The following is a 26,478-nucleotide window of genomic DNA, read 5'->3' on the forward strand; positions in this document are numbered from 1 at the left end:
CCATCGTAAGGTGTAAAGAGGACGTAATTCTTGGTATAGACCTATGCGATACTAGGTCCTTCGCGGTGGGGTTGATTATGTTGCCCCTCGGTTACGGACGGAGCTGCTAAACGCATGAAAATAATGCTCACCCCCGGCGCGTGATCGAAGCCGGTCCGCGCCTGTTCCACCACCAATGTTGATTGTTGGCTATGAACTTCGGCGTACATCGTCATGGGTAGATACGTCTTTAGGTGAATAAGCTTAGACGTTTTGTTTCTTTACTCCGATGACGAAAACAATTCTCTTTGAATAGAAAGAAATATTTGTTTTTTCGAAATGAAACCTTGGGCGCAATCATATGGTTGACGGTTTCATTTGGAAATCCGGGTTTGTTGAAGAGTAAGGGGTGCATGCGTATGATTGCATCAAACGTAAAGCTGGATGATAGCTGCGTCATCCATCATCGAGATCTTGTGAATCTCTATGGCTGTACGATCGGCGCGGGAACGCGCGTCGGCACTTTCGTTGAAATCCAGAAAAACGTCCTCGTCGGAAAAGACTGCAAAATCTCCAGCCATTCCTTCATCTGCGAAGGCGTGACGCTGGAAGACGGTGTTTTTATCGGCCACGGGGTGATGTTCACCAATGACACGTACCCGCGCGCCGTCAATGCAGATGGCAGTCTGCAGACCGAAGCAGACTGGGTTGTCATCCCCACGCTGGTCAAGCGCCACGCGTCAATCGGGAGCAATGCGACCATTCTGCCTGGCGTAACCATCGGAGAAGCCGCGCAGGTCGGTGCCGGGGCAGTTGTAACAAAAGATGTGCCTGCGGGCGCCATTGTCGCCGGCGTTCCGGCCAGGATTACCGGTCGCGTTCATGACCGGGCAGTTGACATGCAAGCGTTGGGAGAAATGCGATGATCGGTATTGCTGTTGTTGGATATGGGTATTGGGGCCCGAATCTGGTTCGCAACATCTCGGAAGCGGCCGGTGCGCAGCTCATTTCAGTCTGTGATCTCAATGTCGAACGGTTGGCGGCGGTCAAAAGCCGCTACCCCGCAGTGACGATCACCGATGATTTTGAGGAAGTCCTGCGCGATCCAAGAGTGGATGCCATCGCTATCGCGACGCCGGTCTTCACCCATTTCAAGCTCGCAATGCAGGCTATGATGGCCGGAAAGCATGTCTTCGTCGAAAAGCCGATGGCTTCGACGACGGAGGAAGCCTCACGGATGGTCGAAGAGGCCACACGTCGACGTCTTGTGCTGGCGGTCGATCATACCTTCGTCCACACAGGCGCCGTTCGCAAGATGCGCGAACTGGTCGAGAGTGGCTTGGGCGACATGTATTATTACGACTCGGTTCGGGTCAATCTGGGGCTCTTCCAGCATGATGTCAGCGTCATCTGGGATCTCGCAGTGCACGATCTCTCCATCCTGGACCATGTCGTACAGGAAAGGCCGGTGGCTGTTTCAGCGACAGGCATGAGCCATGTACTCGGCGAGCCGGAAAACATCGCCTATCTGACGCTCTTTTTCGAAAGCAAGCTCATCGCTCACATCCACGTCAACTGGCTGGCACCGGTCAAGGTGCGCCGCACGCTGATCGGCGGCAGCAACAAGATGGTCGTCTACGACGATCTGGAGCCCAGTGAAAAAATCAAGGTCTACGACAAGGGCATCACGCTGAACCCGAATTCTCAGGCTTACGGCGAGAAGGTGCATCAGATGATGGTCGGTTACCGCAGTGGCGATATGTGGGCGCCCAAGCTCGATATGACCGAGGCGTTGAAACGCGAACTGGATCAGTTCGTCGAGTGCATCGACCAGAATTCGCGACCCATCACGGACGGCCATGCCGGCCTGCGCGTCGTTCGCATTCTTGAAGCTGCAAGCCGGTCGCTCGCTCAGCGCGGCCGTATCATCGAGCTCGAAGAGGCGAGGCGCATTGCATGATCCCCTTTCTGGACCTGAAAGCACAATATCAATCCATCAAGAGCGAAATCGACGCCGCCGTGCTCGGCGTCCTGGCCTCTGGCCAATACATACTTGGCGAGGAGGTTGCCCGTCTTGAGCAGGAGTTCGCAGACTATTGCAACGTCAAGCATGCGATCGCCGTCAATACCGGGACGAGTGCTTTGCATCTGTCCCTTCTTGCGGCGGGTGTCGGCCCCGGCGATGAAGTTATCACCGTGCCATTCACCTTTGTCGCAACGGTGTCGGCGATCTGTTACGCAGGTGCACGACCTGTCTTCGTCGATGTCGAGCCCGTGACGCTCACAATGGATGCGGCCCAGCTCGAGGCGAAGATTACGTCCCGGACCAAGGCCATTATTCCTGTCCACCTCTACGGCCAGATGGCCGATATGGACGCGATCAAGGCGGTCGCCGACCATTATCGGATACCGGTCATCGAGGATGCCTGCCAGGCGCATGGAGCTCGCTACAAGGGTGCTCGCGCCGGCAGCATCGGCACATCCGGCTGCTTCAGCTTCTATCCGGGCAAAAATCTCGGCGCCTGCGGCGAGGGAGGTATCGTCGTCACGAACAGCGACGATCACGCCAAGACGATGCGCATGCTGCGCGACTGGGGTCAGGAGCAGCGCTATCACCATCTGCTGAAGGGCTTCAATTACCGCATGGATGCCATTCAAGGCGCTATCCTGCGTATCAAGCTCCGGCATCTCGAAGCCTGGACCGAGGCGCGCCGTGCTCATGCCCGCCGCTACTCGTCTCTGCTTTCGGGATCGGCGCATTTGAAGACGCCCATGGAAATTACCGACCGGCGCCACGTCTACCACGTCTATGCCGTCAGAAGCCGCGATCGCGATGCGCTTCAACGCACTCTTACTGCGGAAGGCATTCAGTCCGGGCTGCACTATCCGATCCCCGTTCATCTGCAGAAGGCCCATGCCGATCTTGGTTACCAAGCCGGTGATTTCCCAGTCTCGGAAGCCGCGGCACGGGAGGTCCTCTCGCTGCCGATCTATCCCGAAATGCCTGCGTGGCACGTCGATCAAGTGGCCGCTGCGCTGGAGTACGCCTATGTCAGCTAGTCGTGCAGGCGAGGCCAGGGTCGTGCAGGCCGTCCATGGCCGCCACGAAAGGCCGGCGGACCCTGCCTACCAGGCTGGGTTAGCCGAAGAACTCAGGCAATCATACGGGCGCGCTGGCCTGATCGAACTCTACGGTCGCTTCGCCAGCGGTGACGGTCTCGTCGACACCCTGATGCGGAAAGCCATCTGGCAAGCGATCGTGCGCAGCTGCGGCACGGGATTGCAGGTCGCAGGTGGCGCCGGTTTCAAACATCCGGAAACCTTCGAAATCGGCAATGGCGTTTTCATCGGCGCCCAGGCCTATATCCAGGGGCGCTTCGACGGCACTTGCGTGATCGGCGACAACGTCTGGATCGGCCCGATGGCCTATTTCGACGCGCGTGATCTGGTGATTGAGGATTGTGTCGGCTGGGGGCCCGGCGCCAAGGTGCTTGGCTCAGCCCACACGGCAGTGCCGGTGGATGTGCCAATCATCCGCACCGATCTTGAAATCAAGCCGGTCCGCATCGGCGCATGGGCCGATATCGGTACGAACGCCACAATTCTTCCCGGCGTCAGCATCGGGAAGGGGGCAATCGTCGGAGCAGGCGCGGTTGTCGCCTCCGATGTCGAACCGTTTTCAGTTGTCGCCGGTGTGCCGGCGAAGTTCATACGCTGGCGCACGGAAGCCGATCCTGTGCTGGATATATCGCGTGGAGGAAGATCGTGAGAAATCAACGGGTGCTCATTACCGGAGGAGCCGGCCTGATCGGGTCGCATATTGCCGATCTCGTCGCATTGGAAAAACCGCGCGAGATCATCATCCTCGACAATTTCGTGCGCGGGCGCCGGGACAATCTCAGCACGGCAATAGCCAGTGGGTCCGTCAACATCATCGAGGGAGATATCCGCGACAGAGCGCTGCTCGCGAAAACCTTCGAGGGCGTCGACATCGTCTTTCATCAGGCAGCCATCCGCATTACCCAATGCGCGGAAGATCCGCGGCTCGCCTTCGATGTGTTGGCCGAGGGCACGTTCAATGTTCTCGAAGCCGCCGTCAAGGCAGGTGTTTCAAAGGTCGTTGCTGCCTCTTCCGCCTCCGTGTTGGGGCTTGCCGAGAGCTTTCCGACTACCGAAGCGCATCATCCCTACAATAACAGGACGATCTACGGCGCGGCCAAGACGTTCAATGAGGGGCTGCTTCGCAGCTTCGCTGACATGTACGGCCTGCGCTATGTGGCGCTCCGCTATTTCAACGTTTACGGGCCGCGAATGGACGTTTACGGCGCCTATACCGAAGTGCTGATCCGCTGGATGGAGCGTCTGGTCGCCGGAATGCCGCCGGTCGTCTATGGAGACGGTAGTCAGACGATGGACTTCGTCGATGCACGCGACATCGCCCGGGCAAACCTGCTGGCTGCGAAGAGCGATGTCACGGATGAGGTGTTCAATGTCGCGAGCGGCAGGGAAATAAGCCTCCTGGAACTCGCGCAGATGCTGAGCAGCATCATGGGGGTCTCGCTCGAACCGGAGCACAAAGAAGCTCGTGCGGTCAATGGCGTGACCCGTCGTCTTGCCGATATCAGCAAGGCCGAGAAACTCTTGGGATTCAAGGCGGAAATATCGATGGAACAAGGGCTTCGCGACCTTGTGGCCTGGTGGCAGCTGAAGACTGCTGCAGCAGGAGGTCAAGCTGCATGAGCCCGTCGCCATCTACAATTCCGGTCGCCAAGCCCGTTCTTGGGGAGGAGGAGGCCGAGGCTGCGCGCCGCGTTATTCTGTCAGGATGGGTGACGCAGGGGCCGGAAGTCGCTGCTTTCGAGAGCGAATTTGCCACCTTTGTCGGTGCGGCGCATGCCTGCGCCGTTTCCAACTGCACGACTGCACTGCATCTCGCCCTGAAGGCCGTCGGTGTCAGTGCCGGCGATGAAGTCATCACGGTCAGCCATTCGTTCATCGCAACCGCGAATGCCATTCGGTATTGCGATGGGGTGCCTGTTTTTGTCGACATCGAGGCGGACGGTTACAATATCGACGCCAGCCTGATCGAAGCGGCAATCACACCCCACACCAAAGCAATTCTCTGCGTGCATCAGCTCGGCATGCCTTGCGATCTCCGCCCGATCGTGGAGATCGGCAAGCGCCTTCAGATACCGGTTATCGAGGATGCAGCCTGCGCAACGGGAAGCGAAATCCTCTGGGACGGGCGCTGGGAAAAGATCGGCAAAGCGCATGGCGACATTGCCTGCTTTTCCTTCCATCCCCGGAAGGTCGTCACGACAGGTGACGGCGGCATGTTGACTACGGCCAATCCCGAATATGACCGAAAATTCCGGCTATGGCGTCAGCATGGCATGAGCGTCACCGATACAGTTCGTCACGGCTCGAAACAGGTGATCTTCGAAGACTATGACGAACTGGGCTACAACTACCGTATGACCGACCTTCAGGCCGCCGTCGGACGCGAGCAGTTGCGGCGGCTGCCGGGGCTGATCGCGCAGCGGAGGCTGCTTGCCGAGCAGTATCGTAAGCACCTGTCCGTGATATCAGAAGGGTTGTCGCCGGTGGAGCCACGTTGGGCTCGCAGCAACTGGCAGAGCTTCTGTGTGAGATTGCCTGAAACGGTCGATCAACGGGCGGTCATGCAAACCCTCCTCGATCAGGGGATCTCGACGCGGCGCGGCGTGATGAACATTCATCTGGAGAGAGCCTATTCCGATCGGAGCTCGCATCGCGTTGCCACAAGCCTGATGCGAAGCGTATCAGCGCAACAGCAAACGATTATCCTACCGCTTTATGCTCAGATGACGGAGCTCGACATCGCACGTGTTGTCGAGGCACTTCGCGGAGCGCTTGCCGAAGCCGTGACCGGTCATACGAGTGTGCAACGCGATCTGGACGTCGCTCTCGCCTGACAGCGTTTTTGCATGACGTAATATTTGGGATGACGAACAATGCGCGTATCACCCGATGCGCGCATTGTTCGTTATGCAGACTTCGCAATCCATCCCCGGATGATTGCTGGCACGGATTCTGGCGGAAGCAGATCAACCAGCATGCGCAGCGAATAGAGCCCGGTGAGAGCCACAGCGACGGAGCCAATAGCTGTGGCCGGCCATAGCGGCAGGACCGAGAACGCCAGGAAGACCAGTCCCGAGACAGGCAGGAAAAGCAAAGCGTGCCTGCGATTGCCGGCCGACCAGCGAAAACCGGTAAGCTTCCGCACGATCACGTAGATCAGGATGCTGTGCCAGACATAAAGGCCGAAAAACGCCATGCCGGCTCCTGGCGTGCCGAGCAGCGATACGAAGAGCCAGGCGAGCCCGACATGCACGACTGCGGCCGCCACCTCCGTCCAGAAGAAAATCGCCTGGGTGCGCTTCGCGACGACAATGAAGCCCATTGGCCAGGAGATAATCCGGAGCATCATTCCAAGGCAGATCCAGCGCAAAAGATCCACGGCCCCGTGAAACTCCGCGGAATAGAACAAGCTCATCATGAGTGGCGCCAGGGTCAGCGTGGCGAGCAGGCCGGGGCCGGCCAGCAACATGCTGATTTCCGCCTGTTCATTGACCAGCCGATTGCATTCGGCATCGTTGTCCGCTGCTGCGGTCAGCCGTGGATAGAAATCCGTTCCCATAGCCTGCAGGATGAAACCGGCGTAGAGGCCGCCAAGGCCCCAGGCTGCCTGATACAATCCCGCCGCCATGACGCCACCCTCCTTCAGCACGATGAGGCGGATGGCATAGGCTGCACCGAAGGTCAGAAGCCCGCTTGCCATGAAGACGAAGCCGAGTCTGAGCAGCGCCGACACTTCCCGGCCGAACTGGCGCGCGGGCATTGGCGAGGGATGCGGGCAGATCCGCCGGCTGTACCACCAGGTCGGAAGGATTGAGGCAGCCGCGATCACCACGAGGGACGGTGCGATCGCCTGCATGCCGAACAAATAGATCAGCGGGATGCTGACCGCCGTGCCGAAAAGCCCGGCAAGCACGTTGATGCGGGCAAGATCTGCAATGCCCCGCAGGCCCTGGATCAATGCAGTCTGCCCTGCAGAGACCAGCCGACAGAAGATTGCCAGCGACAAAAATGCAATGCCACCGGCATGCTGGTAGTCGCCGAAAGTGAAATTCGAGACCGGGAATGCCAGCGCGGCGAGAAGGAGCGCACCAAGCAATGCGAGCACCATCGATATGCGTCTGAGCACTGTCGCCGATCGTGCGATCCTTTCTGCGTCATCGGTGCCCGCAGCTTCGGCAATCTGGCGCACACCGCTACTTCCCACGCCAAGCCCGGCAATCGCCTGCGCGATATCGAGGATTGACCCGTAAAGGCCCATGAGCCCAACGCCTTCCGGCCCGAGCAGAACAGCCATGGCTTTGTTTCTGATAATGCTAAGTGCGACGTTCACGAGCGAAGAGCCGCCCATCAGCATCGTCGACTTGAGGATCTGGGTGTAGGTCTGGCTGCTGGGTGGGGTCATGCGCAAAGTCATCAGATGCCCTAGCCGTTTATCCAGTGATGACGCTCAACCGTCCGCAGAAAGCGCGGCTGCGGCACATGCTTTTCGCGCGTCACCGGCTCACCTGACTAATATGCGCCTCTGTCTGAACAGGCAGCGCAGTGGCGTCCTTGGACGGCGCATCCGCGATGCGGGGCTGTGTTACCTTGACCACGTCACCCGGCGCCAGTTCCGTCGTTTCGGAGGCCTGGAACTGATTGACTTGTCCGTTGTCCCRCCGGCTCACGGTGAACGTCAGCGGAAGTTCTTCACCGCTGTCACTCACGTTGCTGCCGTTGGAGAGTTCTTCAAGAAGCAATTGTTGTGTCGTGTCGCGCTTCAATCTGAGCTGATCGAGGTTGGCCTTTTCCGCTTGCACCTCGGAAGCGACTTCGCTCCGGCGCGTGTCGGAAAGTCCCTCAAGATTGCGCGTCGTCTCGTTGATCGCCTGGCGACCCCGCATGATAGCCGTGACGAGGTCGAGCCGGTCGGAGCGATAGGTGGTGAGCAACCGTTCCAGATCCATCTGGCGTGAGGTGATCGTGAGGCCCTTCTCGACCAGCGTCTTGACACTGGTCAACTGCTCCTCGACCGACTGGATATTGTCATCCGAACCCTTCAGCTTCTCTTCCAGCGTATCGATTTCCGCCTTCAAGAGATTGCGCAATTCGACAAGCGCCGTCGACTGCCTGTCCAACGCACTTGCGCGAGCCTGAAATATGACCCTCTCCTCGTCATAGATACTGGCGGCATATTGCTGGTCGACGGCGGGCGGCTGGTCGAAGGTTATCTCCTTTGCTCCGGCCATCTCCGCTTGCAGCCGCGCGAGCTTGGCAGAGCTGCGCAGCAGCGAATGGTCGATTTCCCGCAAGTCGCCGGCAAGCGTGATGGTCTGCGATCGTTGCCGTGCTCCCGGCCGCAGTGGGCCGCCGCTCATGGCCAGAGATTGCAGGACGCTGAGGCCTGAGCGAAACTTGTATTCCCCCGGCGTGGTTACGTCTCCCACGACATAAATGGACGGATAGTCGAGAACGTCGATGGTGACCGCAGGTGTCTGGGCCAAACCCATCTTTTCCTGCAGGCGCTTGGCAATTTCGTTGGTAAGGCCAGCATTGTCGAGATTTCCAACGGACAGCGATCCCAGAAAGGGCAGGGAGACTGCGCCTTCATTCGAAATCGTATATTCGCCGCCAATCGCATCCCATCGCTCGAACTGGCCCTTGGACGGCATCCATTGGACGACCGTCAAACGGATTTTCGTTTGCGGAGCAAAGGGCGTGCCGTCGGCGTAAGCTGGCGACACAGCGCCGGTGAGAAAGACGAGTGCGCTGACGGCAAACGTCGCACGAAAGAACATGTGAGGAACGCGGTACGAAAGCTTCATATACATGTCCAGCCTGCAAAGCATCCTTAATCGGATACAGGTTCAATGCCTTAGACGCTGCGCGCACGCCGAACACCGGGTCCGAAGCCGCAACATCAGTGTGCAGCCTGGTGAAGCCTTGAGGAAGATGAAGGCCGGATGCTTGGCTTCATCACTATTGATGAGACGGGGTAGCGTGCTTCAACCCAAATCGAGCGGGAACATGTGTCCCCGGCTCCCGAACGGCCGTTGAAAGCGGAGGGGTTAGGCGTCCCCACGGATTGACGTCATAAGCCAGGAAATTGCGATCAGATCGCATCGCGCTCCATGCGCAGATTGGCGACGACGCGCCTGTTCTGCACCTTGCAGGAACGTTGCGTGCAGTCGCGGACTTCGCGGTCCGCACCATAACCCTTGGCCCACATGCGTTTGGCGTCGACGCCCTTCGAGACGAGATAGGCCATGACGGCATCGGCGCGCTGCTGCGACAGGGTCTTCATTTTCGACTCCGAACCGGAATCATCGGCAAATCCCTGCAGCTTGATCAGCCAGGCCGGGTTCCTGTTCAGCCAGGCAGCCTGGTTGTCCAGCGTTGTCATGGCGACGGTATCGAGCTTGGCGGAATCTTGCGTGAAGTAGGTCCGTCGGCCGACACTGAGGATGAAATCCTCTTCACTGCCAGCCTTGACGTTCTCGAAACCGGGTGCGGGATCGTTGGTCTGGCCGGTCATCGGTGCTGTCGCAGGCTCCTCTACGGAGGCGATATCGGTGGTGGTGCAGGCCGTGAGCGCCAGAAGCATGGCCGACGCGGCAAGGCGCCTCGCATATGCGGTCAAAACAGACATCAGGGTGATTTCCTCATTCGACCGGGGTGGCCTGGCTGACCTCGGCGGCGGGCGCCTGGTCGGCAATATGCGGCAGAACCTGCACCGCGGTGCCGATCGGGCAACGCTGGTAAAGATCGATGGCGTCTTCGTTGAACATTCGGATGCAGCCACTGGAGGCATCCTTGCCGATGCTCCACGGTTCCAACGTGCCATGGAAGCGATAGCCGGTATCGACGCCGTCACGCAGCAGGTACATGGCACGGGGGCCGAGTGGATTCTTCGGCGAGCCTCCCGCCACGAATTCGGGCAGTTCGGGATGACGCTTGCGCATCTCCGGAGGCGGTGTCCAGCGTGGCCAAAGCGATTTGTTGTCGATCGTGGCGCGGCCAAACCATTTGAAGCCCTCGCGACCGACGCCGACGCCGTAGCGAATGGCTGTCTTGTTCTCCATGATCACATAGAGAAAATGATGACGCGTATCGACAACAACGGTGCCGATCGGCTCGCTGCTGAAATATTTGACAACCTGGCGGTGCCATTGCTTGTCGATCTTGGCGAAGTTGGTTGCTCGGAACGTGACGCCATTGTCAACGGCGGTGCCGGCAAAATAGGAAGCCGCCTGGGCAAGAGCCGGTTTCTGTGCCGCGCCGGTGCCAAGTAATGCCAGTCCACCAAGCAGAATATTCCTGCGAGTCCACACCATCGGCCGTATCCCCCTCAAAGCCAAGCAGCGCGGTGCCAGTAAATCAGATTTTTCATTTGTCACAACACAAAACTCTTCTCATCCCCTAAAGACTGAGGTGGAGTTGCTAATGTCCGGGGTCTGCGTTGCTCTGATCGTTACTCGGAGAGAACGGCGCTATACCCACCTGCATAACATAGCCGGGAGGCGGCCACGAACTGTGCGGCCTTGCGAAGTTGGATCCCGGTTCCGTGCATCGAGCTGCTGATCAAACCGTCGCTCAACTTAGAAACTCCTGCAAATTCAATCTTGAAAAAAACATGCTAGAAATTGTCAAGTTTTTTTGATTTACCTCTCCCGTTGCGAAATATGCGGAATTTGCAATCCGGCGTTTGGCTGGCCTGCCGGTTGTTCATCTCCGCGTTTCTTTATGGATATTGCTATGGGCATCAGGGAGGACGACCGGCGGTATGCGGTCTATGCGGCACATCGCGCCGACCTCATTCGATACGCTACGCCCATCGTCGGTTCGCGAGAGGAAGCGGAAGACCTCGTCCAGGAGGTCTTCATAAAATTCGTGCCGGAAGACGCAGCCACACCCCAGAAGCTGAAGGCGTACCTCTTCCGCATGGTGCGCAACCTCGCGCTGGATGTGCGCAGGCGCCAGAAGCGCGACTTGCGGGCCCGTCCGGAAGATACACCATGGTGGGGGCTCCCCCTGGATACGGGAACACCCGAGGAAAACGCGCTCTTCTGCGATCAGGTCAGACAGGTCGAGGCAATCCTTTCGGCAATGCCGGAACAGGCGCGCATCGCCGTGGAAATGCATCGTTTCGGCGGATACCGCTTGGAGGACATCGCCAGCCACCTCGACATTTCGGTGGCCGGCGTTCACAGGCTGATCAAAGCCGCAATTGTCGAATTCGCCAAAAAAATGGGATGATCCGCTAAAGATCTCGAATCCGCGTGAAAAAAACGGGCGAGATAAACGTCATTGTTCGTGAAGCGGTAAAACAGCGGGGATGCGACATGGTTTGGCTACAGGAAAGACTGGGAACTGATGGTCGTCGAACCGGATAAAAGGCCTGATGTTTCGGACGAGGCGCTGATAGTGGCGGCCGACTGGTTCCTTCTCCTGCAAGAAGGGCCGGAAGACGCTGAACTCAAAGCGCGCTTGGATCGCTGGCTGGGCAGCCATAGCGAACACCGCCTGGCCTGGGAGCGCACGAAGAAGGCCTGGGCCGCGATGGGGCAGGTGCTCCCGGCCATGCAATCGCAGTGGGAGTATGCGCCAAGATCGGAGGCCCGGCTCGACATGCGCAAGCCGGCAGTTGCTCGGCATCGCGCGCCATGGCGGCGGGTTGCCGTGGCAGCGGCGGTCGTGGCCGCGCTCTGTCTTGGGCTCGTCATTGCGCCCGGCCTTCTGCTTCGCCTAAGCGCCGACTATTCAACGTCCACGGCTGAGACCCGCACGATCACCCTTCAGGACGGCAGCACGGTAACGATGGCCGCCGCGACCTCGATAGCTTTGGGCTACAGCGACGGACGGCGGGGCATCAAGCTTCTTGCCGGTGAGGCGTATTTCGAGGTGGCGCCGGACAAGGACAGGCCCTTTACGGTGGAGGCAAATGGCGTCCGCGTCGAGGTGCTTGGCACGGCCTTCGATGTGCAGCTCACCGACGGGCTGACCAGCATTGGCCTTGCGCATGGTTCCGTTCAAGCATCTGTTGAGGGTTCGTCTGCGACCCCGCCCGAACGGCTGGTGCCCGGAGATCTGCTGACCGTCGATCCGAACAGCGCCGTCATGACGAAGGACACGATCCCGGTCGACGAGATTGCCAACTGGCGCAATGGCGAACTCTATGTCGTCAACGCGACGCTCGGCTCGGTGATCGAGCAGATCCAGCGCTACCACCCGGCCTGGATATCGGTTCCCGACACGGTACTCGCCCATCAGCGGGTCACAGGCTTCTACAGTCTCAGGCAACCCGACCAGGCACTGCGCGCGCTGGTCGAACCTTATGGCGGGAAGGTCCGCTCGATATCCTCGCTCGCGCGCGTCGTCAGCCGGTTCTAGAAAAAATTTGACTATTATTATCAAGATTTAGCGGAATCCGCTCAAAACTCTGAAAAAACTCAGAGCACTAATCGTCATTTCGTTGAAAGCGCCGGGCAAGACGTCGGCGCGGGCGACTGGAGAGACGAGAGTGAGCATGCGAGTGAGGGTAGGGGTTTTGGGGCTCAACGGCGCGCGCCAAACGGGTGGGCGCGTGCGGCGTGCACGGTTGTTGGCGACAACCACTTTCGCAATTTTATCGGCCATGACCAGCGCTCACGCGCAGTCGGCGCCGGCCGATCAGGTCCGAGCCCAAGCGGCTGCAGCACTCCCTTTCAATATCCCGTCGCAACCCTTGGCGAGTGCGATCCGTGCGTTCGGGCGTCAATCCGGCATGCAGATCACGCTGTCGTCTGCGCCGACAGGCTCGGTGAACACCAGCGCCGTCGTTGGCCGATTGACGCCTGCAGCTGCGCTTGATCGAATGCTGTCGGGGACGGGAGTATCGGCCCATATCTCCGGAGATGGCGGCGCAGCGGTGATCGGCGGCGGCGAGATCGTGAATGCTATTCCGCAGGAGGATGGTGTTACCCAGCTTGCTCCGATCGTCATCAAAGGCGGCCGGCGTGCAAGTTCCGGTGCGGGCTATCGCGGCACGCCCGACTGGGTCTACGAGGAACCGGCAAGCGTCAGCGTCATCTCCAGGGAGGCTATTCAAAGCTCTCCCGCCCGCAACGCGCGCGACCTGCTCGACACGGCCGCCGGTGTCTATGCCAACCGCTCCGAGGGACAGAACCCCGGCGTCACGGTCAATATTCGCGGTCTTCAGGATCAGAACCGCGTCGTCACCATGATCGACGGGGCGAGGCAGAATTTTCAGCGCAACGGTCATGGATCGACGCAGCGAACCTATGTCGAAACTGCCTTCATCCGCGAAATCGACGTTGAAAAGAGCGGCACGTCTGGCGTCGGCGGAGCCGGTGCACTCGGCGGCTCGGTCAATTTCCGCACCATCGAGGCCGATGACCTCATAGAAGACGGCCGCCAATGGGGCGGCGAGTCAAACGCGACCGTTGGCACCAACGAGTTCCAGTTCGATGGCGCAAGCATGGCGGCGGTGCGACTGTCGGACAGCTTCTCGGTGCTCGGTGGCATCAGTCACAAGAAGATCGGCGCCTACGACATCGGCGAGAATGGCGACATCAAGCTTTATGACAGCTCCGTGCATGACGGCGCTGCGATCTTCACGGGGCAGGACTCCTACTCCTACCTGCTGAAGGCCGAGGCGGAACTCACCGACGATCTCGATGCGTCACTGACCTGGCTTCGCAACGATTCCGACTTCAGTCAGGGCTCCTACAACAATGACGGCGACCTCGACGAAGACACGCAACAGGTTCTGAACGATACTCTCACCAGCAGCCTTCACTGGGATCCCGACAGCGAACTCATCGATCTCAACGCCCGCCTCTGGTACAACCACACGCGGAACCGCGAGAAACGCTACGGCTCCGCCATCAACGACGACGGTTTTCCCGTCAATTACGCTCTTGGCACACTGGGTTTCAGCATCGACAATACCAGCCGCTTCGAAACGTCAGGCGGTTCGCTTTCGCTGAACTATGGCGTCGAGGCCTTCCTCGACCGCGGCAAGACGGAGACGCTCGAGGATTACTTCCTCAACGGCGTCGACATGACGGCCACTTATACCGGCACAACCCCATCCGGCGATCGCGATGTCTACAGCGCCTTTGCCAATGCCACGTTCGAACATGACGATTGGCTGATGGCGCAGGCCGGCCTGCGCTACGACTACTATAATCTCTCGGGGGATGCATCGCTCTATGGTCTGGAAGTCAAGACCATCGATAACCGGAGATGCCGGTTGTACTTCCCTAATGGCGTGACCTGCCGGATCTGGACAGGCACCATCGATCGCGTGACGGTCTACCCGGAAAACGTCATCCCTGTCGACAATTCGGACGGCGCGCTGCTGCCCTCCGCCATGCTCGCCGTCAAACCCGTCGACTGGCTGCAGCCCTTCGCCAAATATTCGCGCAGCTTCCGCCCTCCAACGATCATGGAAACCTTCCTGACGGGTGGTCACCCCGGCGTCAATCTCGTGGAGAACGCCCCCAACCCCGATCTCGTGGCCGAAGAAGGCAACACTTTCGAGCTTGGCGTGAATACCACGGCCGACGGGCTCTTGTCCGCGGATGACAGCCTGCGCCTGAAGGCTGTCGGCTTTTACCGCGAGATCGAAAACTATATCGCGCTCGGCACTGTCCATCGTGCCGAGACCGGACGTGACTATGCCTCCTATGTCAATGTCGACGGCACGACGCGCATGAAGGGTGTCGAGCTGGAGGCGAGCTACGACGCAGGCAAATGGTATGCCGGCCTTTCCTATACCTATCTGAAGACGGATTTCGGCACCCGCTACAGCTATGACGGCACGAGCTACGAGATCGAGCCCTCGATCATTTTCGTGCCGCCGCGCAACAAGTTCACCATCGATGCGGGCATGCGGCTTTTCGACGACAAGCTGACGATCGGCGGGCGCGCCACCCATGTCGGCGGCACATCACCCAATATCGGCGTGCTGGCGAGCAACTACGTCACCGAAGACTATTCGCTCTACGACATATACGGGTCCTACGCGTTCAACGACACCGTCAAGCTTCGCTTCGCCGTCAACAACGTCACCGATGTCGCTTACGTCCCAGCGCTCGGGACCATCAGTCTGCCCGGGCCGGGACGCACGGCGACGGCATCGCTCAACTTCAAATTCTAAGCAATTTCCCGGCCGGCAGGCCGCGGATCCGAGGTTCGTCGATCGACGGACGACCAACCATCAATGGAGAAAGACAATGAGTGTAGGAATTCAGGTCCCCGCCGGTGCGCCCGATTGGGTCAACTATCTCGAAACCACGTGGCTCAACTCCTTCTCATATCGCAGCCATGGCTCGTTCAGCCCGGGCTCGGCGCCTTATGACCAGTGGGTCGCCGGCAACGCCGGTACTGCCCAGTCGGGCGTCATTCTCAATGGCGATTTCAGCTATATTCCGCCGGGCGGCTTCGTCGGCTCGCTCGACACGCTGGAATTCGGCTCGCACCTGACCGGCAGCACGGCCGCCGGCTACGATCTCAGCACGGTGCTGACGCTCGACCTGTCGGACGCCACCACCTCTACGGCGTTCACCTATGCGATCTACTACCTTTCCAATTTCGCCGACCTGACGCATCTCTACGACTATCTCGGTGAGCAGGGCACGACGCAGACCGGCAATAGCGGCGGCCTCGGCGAGACCCTCTACAGCTTTGCCGGCGACGACGTGCTGACGGGCGCCAGTGCGAGCGACTTCGACACCTTCTACTATCGCGCTGATCTGAATGCCGGCGGATGGGGCGACGATACCATCACCGACTTCGTTGACGGCAACGACCTGATCGTTCTCGACGGTTATGGCTGGGATGATTACAGCGACTTCGTCACGGCTGGCGGCAGCATTTCCGGCTCGACGATCTCCTACGCCGGCAGCAGCATTGACGTTGCCTTTGCAGGCGGCGGTACGCTTGACAGCTCCGATCTGATCTTCGTCGCGTGATCGGCCGATGAGGAACCAGTTTTTGGTTCGGACGTCGTCGCAGCACTTCGCTGCGGCGGCGATCCTTCCGCTGAAGACGAATGCCGTTGCCATTGCCCTCATCAGCGGGGTCATCAACCTGCTTGCCCTGACATCGCCTCTGTTTATGCTGCAGGTCTATGATCGCGTGCTCGCAAGCGGCAGCGTTCCGACGCTGATTGGTCTGGCGGTGCTTGCCGCCGGCCTCTACGCATTTCAGGCTGTCCTCGATATCGTCCGCGCCCGTGTCTTGCTGCGGATCGGCGAGCGGTTCGACGGAAAGCTCAGCGCCCGCGTTCATGAGGCCGTGATCCGCCTTCCGTTGGTCAGTCGAGCCCAAGGTGACGGCCTGCAGCCGCTGCGGGATCTCGACAATGTCCGCGGCTTCCTGTCCGGCACGGGGCCGACGGCCTTCTTTGACCTTCCATGGATGCCTCTATATCTCGGCATATGCTTCCTCTTCCATGTCTGGATCGGCGTGACGGCGCTTGCTGGCGCGGTCATCCTCGTCTCGCTGACGTTGATCACGAACACCCTGTCGCGAGGTCCTATCCGCGAAACCATTGCCCAGAACATGACCCGCAACGGGCTCCTCGAAGGCACGCGTCGCAATGCGGAAGTCGTTCGCGCGATGGGGCTGGAAACGCGGCTCGCCAAACGATGGCTGAAGGTCAATGCCGCCTATCTCTCTGCTAGTCGCCGGGCTGGCGACATTGGAGGCGGCTTGGGAAGCATGTCGAAATCGCTGCGCATGATCCTGCAGTCCGCCATCCTTGCTGTCGGTGCCTATCTCGTGATCACGCAGCAGGCCACGGGCGGTATCATGATCGCAAGCTCGATCATGATGGGCAGGGCGCTCGCCCCGGTCGAACTCGCGATCGGCAACTGGAAGCCGTTTCTGATGGCATGCCAGAGCTGGGCAAGGCTTCAGGAGCTGCTTGACAAGATCCCCGAGGCCAACCCCGTTACGGCTCTGCCGCGCCCCGAACGTGAGCTGCGCATCGAGGCTGTGACCGTCGTGCCTCCGGGCGAAAGAAAGTCGACGCTGGCCGGGCTCGGATTCTCTCTGTCCGCAGGAAGCGCGCTCGGCGTGATCGGTCCGTCCGGATCGGGAAAATCGACCCTGTCGCGCATCCTCGTCGGCGCCTGGCAGCCATCGGCAGGCAAGGTCCGGATCGATGGCGCAAGCCTTGACCAGTGGGACGGCGCCGCACTCGGCGAGCATATTGGTTATCTCCCGCAGGGCGTCGAACTGTTCGACGGCACCATCGCCGAAAACATAGCGAGGTTCGAGGAGGCCCCTGATGCGGAAGCGATCATCGCTGCGGCGCACACGGCCGGTGCCCATGAGCTTATTTTGAAATTCGAACTCGGCTATGAGACGCAGATCGGCGAGGCCGGGGCTGCGCTCTCGGCAGGTCAACGCCAGCGCATCGGCCTTGCGCGTGCCCTTTATCGCGATCCGTTTCTGGTCGTCCTCGACGAGCCTAACGCCAATCTGGATGCCGAGGGTGAAGCCGCTGTCGTGAGAGCCATTGCCGCGGTCCGCGATCGCAAGGGCATCGTCGTCGTCGTTGCCCATAGACCCAGTGCGCTTGGGATCGTCGATCATGTGCTGATGATCGAGGGAGGCAGGCAAAAGGCTTTTGGTCCCCGCGACGAGGTTCTTGCCAAAGTTCTCAAGAGCGGTTCGGGCCCGCCGGCGAGCCGGGGCTTTCAAGCAACGGGCGTCGGCAGCGCACCGCTTCGAGTGATCGCAAACGTTGCCCAGGCCACATCCGATGCAGCAAATGGCGCAGCTCCGGATAGTCAGGAGGATGCCGATGTCAGACATTGATGACCGCGAAGTCAGCCGCTCGATCCGTCGCCACCTGATGGTGGGTGTCGTCGCTTCGCTCGCAATGGTCGGGGGCGCTGGGGCCTGGGCCTCGGTGACGGATCTCGCCGGAGCGGTGGTGGCACCGGGGCATTTTGTCGTCGATTCCTATGTCAAGAAAGTCCAGCACCCGACCGGCGGGGTCGTCGGAGAAATCCTTGTCGGAGAGGGTGATGAGGTCAGGGTCGGTGACGTGCTTATGCGCCTCGACGCCACCCAGAACCGCTCCAACCTGGCGATCGTCACGAAGCGGCTCAACGAATTGGCTGCGCGGCTGGCGAGACTTGAAGCCGAACGTGACGACCTAGATGACATTGCTTTTCCGGACTGGCTGCTTGCCGATCGCGAAGATCCGGAAGTGGCTGCTGCCATCCACAGTGAGTCTCGTCTGTTCCAGTCTCGGCGCGACGCGAGGGAAGGGCAGAAAGCCCAGCTCAATCAGCGCATCGCACAGTTCGAGCATGAAATTGCCGGGCTGAAGGCGCAGGAAGTTGCTTATGGCGAGGGAATAGAGGTTCTCAATACGGAAATATCCGCTCTGAACAGGTTGCGCGAACAGGGCATCGTCTCCGACCAGCGGCTGAACGGCCTCAAGACCCAGGCTGCGACATTCGGCGGAGAACGCGGCGAGAAGATTGCGTTCCAAGCCCAATCGGCTGGCCGGATCACGGAAACGCGGCTGCAGATCCTGCAGATCGATCAGGATCTTAGAACCGAAGTCGGTCGCGAATTGCGGGAGGTCCAGGCGCAGATCGGCGAATATGTCGAGCGCAAAGTTGCAGCCGAAGACGACCTGAAACGCATCGATATTGTCGCTCCGCAATCCGGCATCGTCCACCAATTGGCAGTCCATACCGTCGGCGGTGTAATCTCTCCTGCCGATCCGATCATGCTGATCGTGCCGGAAGGGGATGATCTGGCCCTTGAAGTTCAGATCGCGCCGAAGGATGTGGATCAGATCCAGATCGGACATGCCGCCTTGTTGCGTATGACCGCCTTCAATCTTCGTACGACGCCCGAACTCAACGGCCTTGTCAGTAGAATTGCGGCCGATCTGACCACCGATGAACGGTCCGGCCAGTCCTACTACCTGGTGCGCGTCGCTATTCCACAAGCAGAAAAAGAAAAGCTGAAAACCCTCACGCTTGTCCCCGGCATGCCGGCCGAGGTGATGATCAAAACCGGTGACCGCACCGCGCTTTCCTATCTCGTCAAACCGCTTTCCGACCAAATCTTCCGAGCGTTTCGGGAGGACTGAGGCCGAAGGCGATCGTTAGAAATCAAAGCCCGGCTGTCGATCGCTACCAAGCCGTCCGGGCGGTGCTGAGAGCGAACGTAAGGGAAGAAGTGACAAGGGCCACGTGAGCCTTGAGCGAAACGGCACAGCTTCCTGGGTAAGAGAGGTTGTGCTGGATCAGATGTTTGAGCAACTCATCGGCGTTGCGTTTTTCAGTYAGCGGAAATGTCACAGTCATACGTGTTCCTCCGAGGAGCAAATTGACCCTTCGAAGGGATTTAGGCCCGAATTCTTTTGCGCTGCAACAAGAAAATTTTAACCACAAAATTAAAATCGATTAGCTTTTGGGACGATTATTTTAAAATCGTTTTAAATCCTGCGGTGGTTCTTGGCGCGGTGCAGAGCGGCTGCGACAAAAATGCACGCAGCCGGATAAGACCTTGTTAACCATCCAGGTCTCAGATGGAGGGAAGTTTAAACGTTCTGCCAGAGCCGTGAGAATCTGTTCCACCGCGTAGGGCTTTAAATCCGCACATGCCTCCCCTTCGAGAGTCGATGCCGACGGGTGGGTTATGCGCAAGTGCGTTCTGTTCTCGGTGTGTGGCAATGTCGATCATTCATAGTATCAGCGTAAGAAGCGGTCGGCTGGTGAAGCTCACCTTCGAATCTGCCCCCTTCACGCGGGCCGCACGCAAGACCGCCGGAACGGCACGGCAAGCCAGAAGCCGTATTGTCACCCTCGCAGGCGTCCTCGGCATCGTCTACGCCGGAATGTTCGGCAAGCTGATTTATTATGGCCTTGCCGTCGATACGACGACATCGAGCATTCCGCCAAATCCGATCACGGCCTCCCGGCCGGATATTCTCGACCGCAACGGCGAGCTTCTGGCGACCGATATCCGTACGGTTTCGATGTTTGCCGAGCCGAGCCATATGGTCGATGTCGATGAGGCGGTCGAGAAGCTCACGCAGCTTTTCCCGGAACTCGACCGAAAGACGCTCTACCAGAAACTGTCGGACAAGCGTTCGCAGTTCACATGGCTGCGTCGCCAATTGACGCCGAAGCAGCAAAGCGAGGTTCTGGCTCTCGGCCTYCCCGCCATCGGCTTCCGCCCCGAGGTGAAGCGCTTCTATCCTGGCGGGCGCACGGCGGCCCACATTCTCGGCTATGTCGATATCGACAACAAGGGCATGGCCGGCATGGAAAAATATCTCGACATGCAGGGGCTTTCTGACCTGGAATCCACCGGGCTTGCGGTGCGCGAAAATCTGGAGCCGGTGAGGCTGTCGATCGACATCCGGGCGCAGAATGTCGTTCATGACGTCGTCACCGATGCTATCACCACCTACAAGGGCAAGGCCGCAGGCGCCGTCATCCTCGACATCCATACGGGCGAAGTGCTCGCCATGGCGTCCGCTCCCGATTTCGACCCGAACGACCCGCAGGCGACCGGCAGCGAAGGCTGGCTGAATCGCATGTCGAACGGCACTTTCGAAATGGGCTCGACCTTCAAGACCTTCTCGATGGCATTGGCGCTCGACAGCGGCACTGTCAAACTCTCCGACAGTTTCGATGCCACCGGCCCGCTGCACTACGGCGGCTTCATCATCCATGACGACCATGATGTGCCGCGCCGCTGGCTGACCATTCCGGAAATCTTCCGCTATTCTTCCAATATCGGCACGGCGAGGATGATGGATCTGGTCGGCATGGATCGTCAGAAGGACTATCTGACCCGCTTTGGCCTCTTGACAAAGATGCAGACCGAACTGCCGGAGGTGAAAACACCGACGCAGCCGAAAGTGTGGAAGAAGATCAACTCGATCACGATCTCCTTCGGCCATGGTGTCGCGACCACGCCATTGCAGACAGCTGTTGCCGGTGCCGCTCTCGTCGATGGCGGTGAGCTCATAGAGCCGACTTTCCTGCCGCGCTCGGCCGAGGAAGCAGCGAAAACCGAGCAGCAGATCGTCAAGAAAAGCACAAGCGACACGATCCGCGCCCTCTTCAAGCTCAATGGCGAACAAGGCTCCGGACGTACCGCCGACGTGCCCGGCTTCCATGTCGGCGGCAAGACGGGCACGGCGAACAAGGTCGTGAACGGCCATTATTCGCACACGCTGAGCTTCAACGCCTATCTCGCGGCCTTCCCGATCGATGCGCCGAAATATGTCGTGCTGTCCTTCATCGACGAACCGCTGACCGGCCAGCACGGGCTCACCTTCGCGACGAATACGGCAGCACCCATGGTGCATGACATCATCAGCCGCGCCGCACCTATTCTGGGCGTCGAACCAGATTTCGGGCAGAACCTGCTGGCCTCATATTGATGGGTGGCGGGCGCGGTTTGAAATCTTCTGTGGCGGTTTTTGCTGCTGAGCAGTGCAATTATTGACGGCATCGTTGCCGGCAATGAAGTTCATCGAACTTTCATCGCGTTGCGTCATCCGGGCTACATACTTGCGGCCTAGGTCATTGGGCGAAGGTGWGCGCCTCATGTCCAGCCGAACGAACGTCACTGCAAAACGCCTCATGGATGCCTGCGAGCTGCTGCTTTGCGAGGCGCATGCCCCCGAAGAGCTGACCGCGCGCCGGATTGCGATCCAGGCGCAGGCGACACCCTCCGCGATCGCCTATCATTTCGGATCCCAGGAAGAACTGATCACCGCCGTTGCCGAGCGCGTCTATCGCCGGCTGAACGCCGAGCGCCTGAGCCTGCTGCAGAAAGCCGTCGATCGGCGGGCGCCCAATCCCCCCGATATCGAGGAGGTGATTGCAGCCCTTGTCGGTCCGTCGATCCGCTGGGCGACCGATCCGACCTCCAGCTATCCTGTGCTGTCGCACTTCACCTCGATGGCCCATTCCCACCGTGACGGTGCGCCTCACTATCGTCGCATCATCGACGATGTCGAGCATCACCGAGCCTTCATTCCACAATTGAAGCGGATCGCGCCCTGGCTCGACGAAGTGGATATCGGCTGGCGCCTGAACTGTGCGCTCGGCATCCGCTCGCAGGTCACCCGCAGCAGGCAGCGCACGCAACTTCTCACCAATCGTCAAATGGATCTCGACAATCCGGATCTCGTTATCGCGCGCATGGTGGAGGTGATTGCGCCGATGTTCCGCCGGACTTGCTGATCTGCGCGGATGARGTCCTAAACTCTTTCGAACAGCATTCGAATTCCGTCACGCCTGCGAAACACGCCCCCTCTATCGGTTTTCATCAGAGAACCGTCAGGGAGCCTTCCGATGCGCCGCGAGACCACTTTCATTCATCTGACCGACCTGCACATCGGCACCGCCGATGACGATCATCTGTACAGTGATACGACCGAGACGCTCAACCAAGTGCTCGATCTGGTCGCCACAGTCACGCCTAAGCCGCAATTCGTGATCGCCAGTGGCGACCTCACCAACCGCGGTGATGCGGAGAGCTTCCGTCGACTGAAGGAGATCATGGATGCACGCATCGACGTGCCGGTCATCTATGCGCTCGGCAATCACGACACCCGTCCCGGTTTTTACGAGGGCATGGGCGTTGCGACCGAAGATCCGGATGCCCCCTACGACCACGATGTCGTCGTGGACGGCGTCCACATCGTCACAATCGACTCCTCGACACCGGGACTGATCGGCGGCACGATCGATCCGGAACAGTTCGACTGGTTGGCCTCGACACTGGATACGCATCCCGACCTGCCGAAGCTGATCGTCGTTCATCATCCGCCGGCTCTAGGTGAAGAACCTGATACAACCCACTGGCGAACCATTCATTTTCCGCAGTCTGAACGCTTCGGATCGCTGCTCAAGGGCCGCAATATCATCGGCATCCTCAGTGGCCACATCCATCATGACCGCGTGTCCGTCTGGCACGGCATCCCCGTCGTTGTCGGCACCGGCCAGCATGCAGCGACCGATATTCTGCGCACCGACATTTTGCGCATGGTGCGCGGCGCCTCTTTCGGCATCGGTACCATCCGTCCGTCTGGCCTCACCATGGCCTTCGTGCCGCTGCCATCCGACCGCGCCGAACTCAATACCTATCCACTCGAAATGCTGTTGGCGCGGGCCGTTCCCGTCGCCGCCGAATAAATTTCAGGAGACATCCATGTTGCGCAGGACCACGTTGAAGTTCACGGCAGCACTCGCCGCCGTCTCGCTCTTACCGTCAGGCATATTTGCCGGAATGCCCGCATCCGTCGACAAGCCGGTGACGATCAGCTTCTACAATTACAATCTCGCCTCTGCGAGCGCCGGGGCCGATGCGACCAAGGAGCTGATCGCCGGTTTCGAAAAGAAATTCCCCAACATCAAGGTCGAGACCGTCGCCGTCCCGTCCAACGAGATCATGTCGCGCGTGCAGGCCGACATCGTTGCCGGCAAGCAGCCGGACGTGGCGCAATTGGTGTTCCGCGATTTGATCTATATCGCCAGCGACCTCGGCGCCAACGCGCTGGAAGACATGGTCGATGCGAACGAACTGAAGGATCAGTTCGCCGGCATGATTCCGCAGGGCCTCGAGCTCGGCAAGGTCGACGGCAAGACCTATGGCCTTGCCTACACGTTCTCGACGCCGATCCTGTTTTACAATGCCGACCTCTTCAAGCAGGCGGGCCTCGATCCGGACAAGCCGCCGAGGACCTGGGACGATATCAACATTGCCGGCAAGGCCATCAAGGAGAAGACAGGCAAGAACGGTTTCCTCCCTGGCGCCTACGGCCCGACCGACGGCACTTTCGTCTATCAGTCGATCGTCATGTCGAATGGCGGCAAGGTGCGCGACGGGAACAAGCTGACCTTTGCCGACAAAGACGCGGCGGATGCCGTGAAGATGCTGCGCAACATGGTCGACAGCGGCGCGCATGCCAAGATCGATCCGGCGAGCGCATCCGATACGTTTGCCGCGGGCAATATGGGCATGTTCCTCTACACGAGCGCACTGCTTTCCAGCGTCAAGAAGTCGGCTCAGGGCAAGTTCGAGCTGCGGCTCGCACCGATGCCCTCCTTTGGCGACAAGCCGACGGCGCCGACCAATTCCGGCAGTGCCCTCTTCGTCTTCAGCAAGGACCCCGACAAGCAGCGCGCCTCCTATGAGCTCCTCAAATATCTGACGAGCAAGGAAGCCTACACGATCATCACCAGCAAGATCGGCTACCTGCCGCTGCGCCTCGATATCGTCGACGACCCGAACTATCTCGGCCCCTGGCTCAAGGAAAATCCGATGTTCCGGGCCAACATCAAACAGCTCGACCGACTGACCGCCAATATCGCCTTTCCCGGACCGAATTATCGCCAGGTCGAAAAGATGATGATGGACGGTGTTCGCGAATCTGTCTTCGGAAGCGGCGACCCGGTCGAAGTGCTGAAGAGTGCGCAGGAGCAGGGTCAGGACCTGATGCCATAAGCCCATCTTGATCTTCACGAGGAAGGTGAGGGGCGGCGGCGAGGGCCGCCCTTCACCGACAGTCGATCGGAGCTTTCACCAATGACAGATATCCAGGCAGAGGTGGCCGGCCCCGCCGCAGCGAAAACGACTTCGGTGCGATCGGAGATTACCCGCGAACGGTTTACCATTGCGCCTTGGCTCTATCTGGCGCCTGCGCTCATCCTGCTGATGATCTGGACCTACATCCCGCTTGCCGAGACGTTCCGCCTGTCTTTCTATCAGTGGAACATGCTGCCGACGTCGCCGCAACGCTTTGTCGGGCTGACCAATTACCAGCGGCTGCTGGTGTTACCGGAAATGCGCAACGCTCTCTGGAACACGCTCTATTACACGATCGGCCTATTTCCGATGTCGGTGATCATTCCGCTTTTCGTGGCGATCTGGACGCAGGATCTCGGCGGCCGCGCCCGGACGATCTACCGGTCTATGATTTTCGTGCCGATGATCATTGCTCCCGTCGTCGCGGCTATCCTGTGGCGCTGGCTGCTGAACGAGGATCAAGGGCTTATAACGCTTTCCCTTGAGGGCCTCGGGCTCGGCCGCATAGGCTTTCTGACCGATCCCGCCTATGCCCTGCCGACACTGACCTGGATCACCGGTTGGAAGTTGATCGGCTTCTCAACGCTGCTCTTTTCTGCCGCCAATGCGGGTATCAACCCGTCCTATATCGAGGCGGCGCGTATTGACGGGGCCAGCCGCTGGCGCATCATTCGCGATATCAGGCTGCCGCTGCTCTCGCCGACGATCCTGCTTCTGTCGATGATGACGGTGCTTTTCGGCGCGCAGTGGAGCTTTGCCTATATCAATGTGCTGACCAATGGCGGCCCGCTGAAGTCCACCACCAACATCTTCTACCTGCTCTGGGAATACGGCTTCCAGACGCTTTCGGCTGGCTGGAGCTCGGCCGCCGGTATGATCGCTTTTGCCGGGTTCGCGGTGCTTGCTGCGCTGTGCATGTGGTTGACCAAGAGGTTTGCCTTCTATGACAACTGATAGCCTCGACGATCATAGGCCGAGCCGATCGGCGCCGTCCCGCGGATTGGTGCGCAAATTCGGCGTGCACGCTGTCATGATCGCGCTCTCCTTCGTTTCGATCTTTCCGATCTACTGGATGATCGTCACGTCGCTGCGGCCGGAGAACGAGACCTTCTCCACCGCACTCTGGCCATCCGATCCGAGCTTCGACAACTACCTCTTCGTGTTGACGCGCGTGCCGATGCTGCAGATGCTCTTCAACACGACGACCGTATCAGCGGCGACCGCCCTACTGCAGGTCACCACGGGCATGTTTGCCGCCTACGCGCTGGTGCGCTGGCGCATGCGGCTATCGTCTGTCGTCCATGGTCTGATTGCGCTCTCCTGGCTCGTACCTTTCCAGGTCACGATGATCCCGAACTACGTGCTTGCCTCCAGGCTTGGTCTGCTCGACACGTTGACGGGTTTGGTGGTGCCGAATGCCGCCCACGCTTTCGCGATCCTTCTCCTCTATCATGCGATGCGGGCTTTCCCGACCGAGGTGCTGGAGGCTGCCCGCATGGATGGGGCGCGCAGTTTCCGCATCCTCTGGCAGATCGTCACGCCCAACATGGGCGCGCCCATCGCCTCCTTGTCGATCATCGCCTTCATTTCCGCCTGGAACGAATATTTCTGGCCGCTGCTCCTGTCGCGAAAACCCGAGAACTCGGTCGTGCAGATCGGCCTGCAGATGTTCATGACCCAGGAGGGCAACCTCTGGGGGCCGCTGATGGCGGCGGCGGCACTCGCCAGTCTGCCGATCCTGCTGATTTATCTCGTGCTCCAGCGCCACGTCATCGAATCCTTCATGAAATCCGGAATCCGCTGATC

22 protein-coding genes are annotated in these 26,478 nt (G+C 59.5%); 18 read left to right on the forward strand and 4 right to left on the reverse strand.

Annotated elements, in window-relative coordinates; all coding sequences use genetic code 11:
* The first annotated feature begins 398 nt into the window (after positions 1–398).
* The 6 genes from AC1DM5_RS26010 to AC1DM5_RS26035 are packed head-to-tail and all read left to right on the forward strand — an operon-like array spanning position 399 to position 5,933.
* Positions 399–905 (forward strand): acyltransferase, encoded by a 507-nt coding sequence (locus AC1DM5_RS26010; RefSeq protein ID WP_477824206.1) that lies wholly within the window; start codon positions 399–401, stop codon positions 903–905.
* Positions 902–1,939: a Gfo/Idh/MocA family protein gene (locus tag AC1DM5_RS26015; RefSeq protein WP_477824201.1), complete on the forward strand. Its 1,038-nt coding sequence runs from the start codon at positions 902–904 to the stop codon at positions 1,937–1,939. Before AC1DM5_RS26010 ends, AC1DM5_RS26015 begins: the two co-directional genes overlap by 4 nt.
* A complete protein-coding gene (locus tag AC1DM5_RS26020) occupies positions 1,936–3,039 on the forward strand; it encodes a DegT/DnrJ/EryC1/StrS family aminotransferase (protein WP_477824202.1) in 1,104 nt (367 codons plus the stop codon). Before AC1DM5_RS26015 ends, AC1DM5_RS26020 begins: the two co-directional genes overlap by 4 nt.
* On the forward strand, positions 3,029–3,748 hold the full coding sequence (locus tag AC1DM5_RS26025) for an acyltransferase (protein WP_477975974.1): 720 nt from the start codon (positions 3,029–3,031) through the stop codon (positions 3,746–3,748). Before AC1DM5_RS26020 ends, AC1DM5_RS26025 begins: the two co-directional genes overlap by 11 nt.
* Positions 3,745–4,719: an NAD-dependent epimerase/dehydratase family protein gene (locus AC1DM5_RS26030; protein WP_477975976.1), complete on the forward strand. Its 975-nt coding sequence runs from the start codon at positions 3,745–3,747 to the stop codon at positions 4,717–4,719. The genes AC1DM5_RS26025 and AC1DM5_RS26030 overlap by 4 nt, the downstream gene beginning before the upstream one ends.
* Complete coding sequence (locus AC1DM5_RS26035; protein ID WP_477820661.1) at positions 4,716–5,933, forward strand: DegT/DnrJ/EryC1/StrS family aminotransferase; 1,218 nt, start codon at positions 4,716–4,718, stop codon at positions 5,931–5,933. Before AC1DM5_RS26030 ends, AC1DM5_RS26035 begins: the two co-directional genes overlap by 4 nt.
* A 71-nt stretch (positions 5,934–6,004) precedes the next feature.
* On the opposite strand, the gene AC1DM5_RS26040 is transcribed toward AC1DM5_RS26035, so the two are convergent.
* The 4 genes from AC1DM5_RS26040 to AC1DM5_RS26055 all read right to left on the reverse strand — a co-directional run bounded on the left by AC1DM5_RS26040 (position 6,005) and on the right by AC1DM5_RS26055 (position 10,412).
* Positions 6,005–7,513 carry an O-antigen translocase gene (locus AC1DM5_RS26040; protein WP_477820662.1) on the reverse strand — a complete coding sequence of 503 codons (1,509 nt, stop codon included), beginning with the start codon at positions 7,511–7,513 and terminating at the stop codon, positions 6,005–6,007.
* A gap of 79 nt (positions 7,514–7,592) precedes the next feature.
* Positions 7,593–8,903: a polysaccharide biosynthesis/export family protein gene (locus tag AC1DM5_RS26045; protein ID WP_477975978.1), complete on the reverse strand. Its 1,311-nt coding sequence runs from the start codon at positions 8,901–8,903 to the stop codon at positions 7,593–7,595.
* Positions 8,904–9,190: 287 nt separating this feature from the next.
* A complete protein-coding gene (locus AC1DM5_RS26050; protein WP_477820664.1) occupies positions 9,191–9,727 on the reverse strand; it encodes an OmpA family protein in 537 nt (178 codons plus the stop codon).
* A gap of 13 nt (positions 9,728–9,740) precedes the next feature.
* Positions 9,741–10,412: a L,D-transpeptidase gene (locus tag AC1DM5_RS26055; protein WP_477820750.1), complete on the reverse strand. Its 672-nt coding sequence runs from the start codon at positions 10,410–10,412 to the stop codon at positions 9,741–9,743.
* Between the two features lie 421 nt (positions 10,413–10,833).
* On the opposite strand from AC1DM5_RS26055, the gene AC1DM5_RS26060 reads away from it, so the two are divergent.
* The 12 genes from AC1DM5_RS26060 to AC1DM5_RS26115 all read left to right on the forward strand — a co-directional run bounded on the left by AC1DM5_RS26060 (position 10,834) and on the right by AC1DM5_RS26115 (position 26,476).
* On the forward strand, positions 10,834–11,334 hold the full coding sequence (locus AC1DM5_RS26060; RefSeq protein ID WP_477820665.1) for an RNA polymerase sigma factor: 501 nt from the start codon (positions 10,834–10,836) through the stop codon (positions 11,332–11,334).
* 117 nt (positions 11,335–11,451) lie between these two features.
* Entirely contained in the window at positions 11,452–12,468 is a 1,017-nt protein-coding gene (locus AC1DM5_RS26065) for a FecR family protein (protein ID WP_477820666.1), read from the forward strand.
* 373 nt (positions 12,469–12,841) lie between these two features.
* Positions 12,842–15,241, forward strand: coding sequence for a TonB-dependent receptor (locus AC1DM5_RS26070; RefSeq protein ID WP_477975980.1), 2,400 nt, complete (start codon positions 12,842–12,844; stop codon positions 15,239–15,241).
* Between the two features lie 76 nt (positions 15,242–15,317).
* Entirely contained in the window at positions 15,318–16,055 is a 738-nt protein-coding gene (locus AC1DM5_RS26075) for a hypothetical protein (RefSeq protein WP_477820668.1), read from the forward strand.
* 7 nt (positions 16,056–16,062) lie between these two features.
* Positions 16,063–17,910 (forward strand): type I secretion system permease/ATPase, encoded by a 1,848-nt coding sequence (locus AC1DM5_RS26080; protein ID WP_477820669.1) that lies wholly within the window; start codon positions 16,063–16,065, stop codon positions 17,908–17,910.
* A complete protein-coding gene (locus AC1DM5_RS26085; protein WP_477820670.1) occupies positions 17,897–19,207 on the forward strand; it encodes an HlyD family type I secretion periplasmic adaptor subunit in 1,311 nt (436 codons plus the stop codon). Before AC1DM5_RS26080 ends, AC1DM5_RS26085 begins: the two co-directional genes overlap by 14 nt.
* A gap of 585 nt (positions 19,208–19,792) precedes the next feature.
* Positions 19,793–21,517 (forward strand): peptidoglycan D,D-transpeptidase FtsI family protein, encoded by a 1,725-nt coding sequence (locus AC1DM5_RS26090; RefSeq protein WP_477820671.1) that lies wholly within the window; start codon positions 19,793–19,795, stop codon positions 21,515–21,517.
* Positions 21,518–21,683: 166 nt separating this feature from the next.
* On the forward strand, positions 21,684–22,325 hold the full coding sequence (locus AC1DM5_RS26095) for a TetR/AcrR family transcriptional regulator (protein WP_477820672.1): 642 nt from the start codon (positions 21,684–21,686) through the stop codon (positions 22,323–22,325).
* A gap of 111 nt (positions 22,326–22,436) precedes the next feature.
* Positions 22,437–23,279 carry a metallophosphoesterase family protein gene (locus tag AC1DM5_RS26100; RefSeq protein ID WP_477820673.1) on the forward strand — a complete coding sequence of 281 codons (843 nt, stop codon included), beginning with the start codon at positions 22,437–22,439 and terminating at the stop codon, positions 23,277–23,279.
* Between the two features lie 16 nt (positions 23,280–23,295).
* A complete protein-coding gene (locus AC1DM5_RS26105) occupies positions 23,296–24,591 on the forward strand; it encodes an ABC transporter substrate-binding protein (protein ID WP_477820674.1) in 1,296 nt (431 codons plus the stop codon).
* Between the two features lie 81 nt (positions 24,592–24,672).
* The gene (locus tag AC1DM5_RS26110; RefSeq protein WP_477820675.1) at positions 24,673–25,626 is read left to right on the forward strand and encodes a carbohydrate ABC transporter permease; all 954 of its coding nucleotides are present in this window, start codon (positions 24,673–24,675) and stop codon (positions 25,624–25,626) included.
* Entirely contained in the window at positions 25,616–26,476 is an 861-nt protein-coding gene (locus AC1DM5_RS26115) for a carbohydrate ABC transporter permease (protein WP_477820676.1), read from the forward strand. The genes AC1DM5_RS26110 and AC1DM5_RS26115 overlap by 11 nt, the downstream gene beginning before the upstream one ends.
* Positions 26,477–26,478: the final 2 nt, after the last annotated feature.

Source organism: Rhizobium sp. 01T437, from assembly GCF_056398505.1.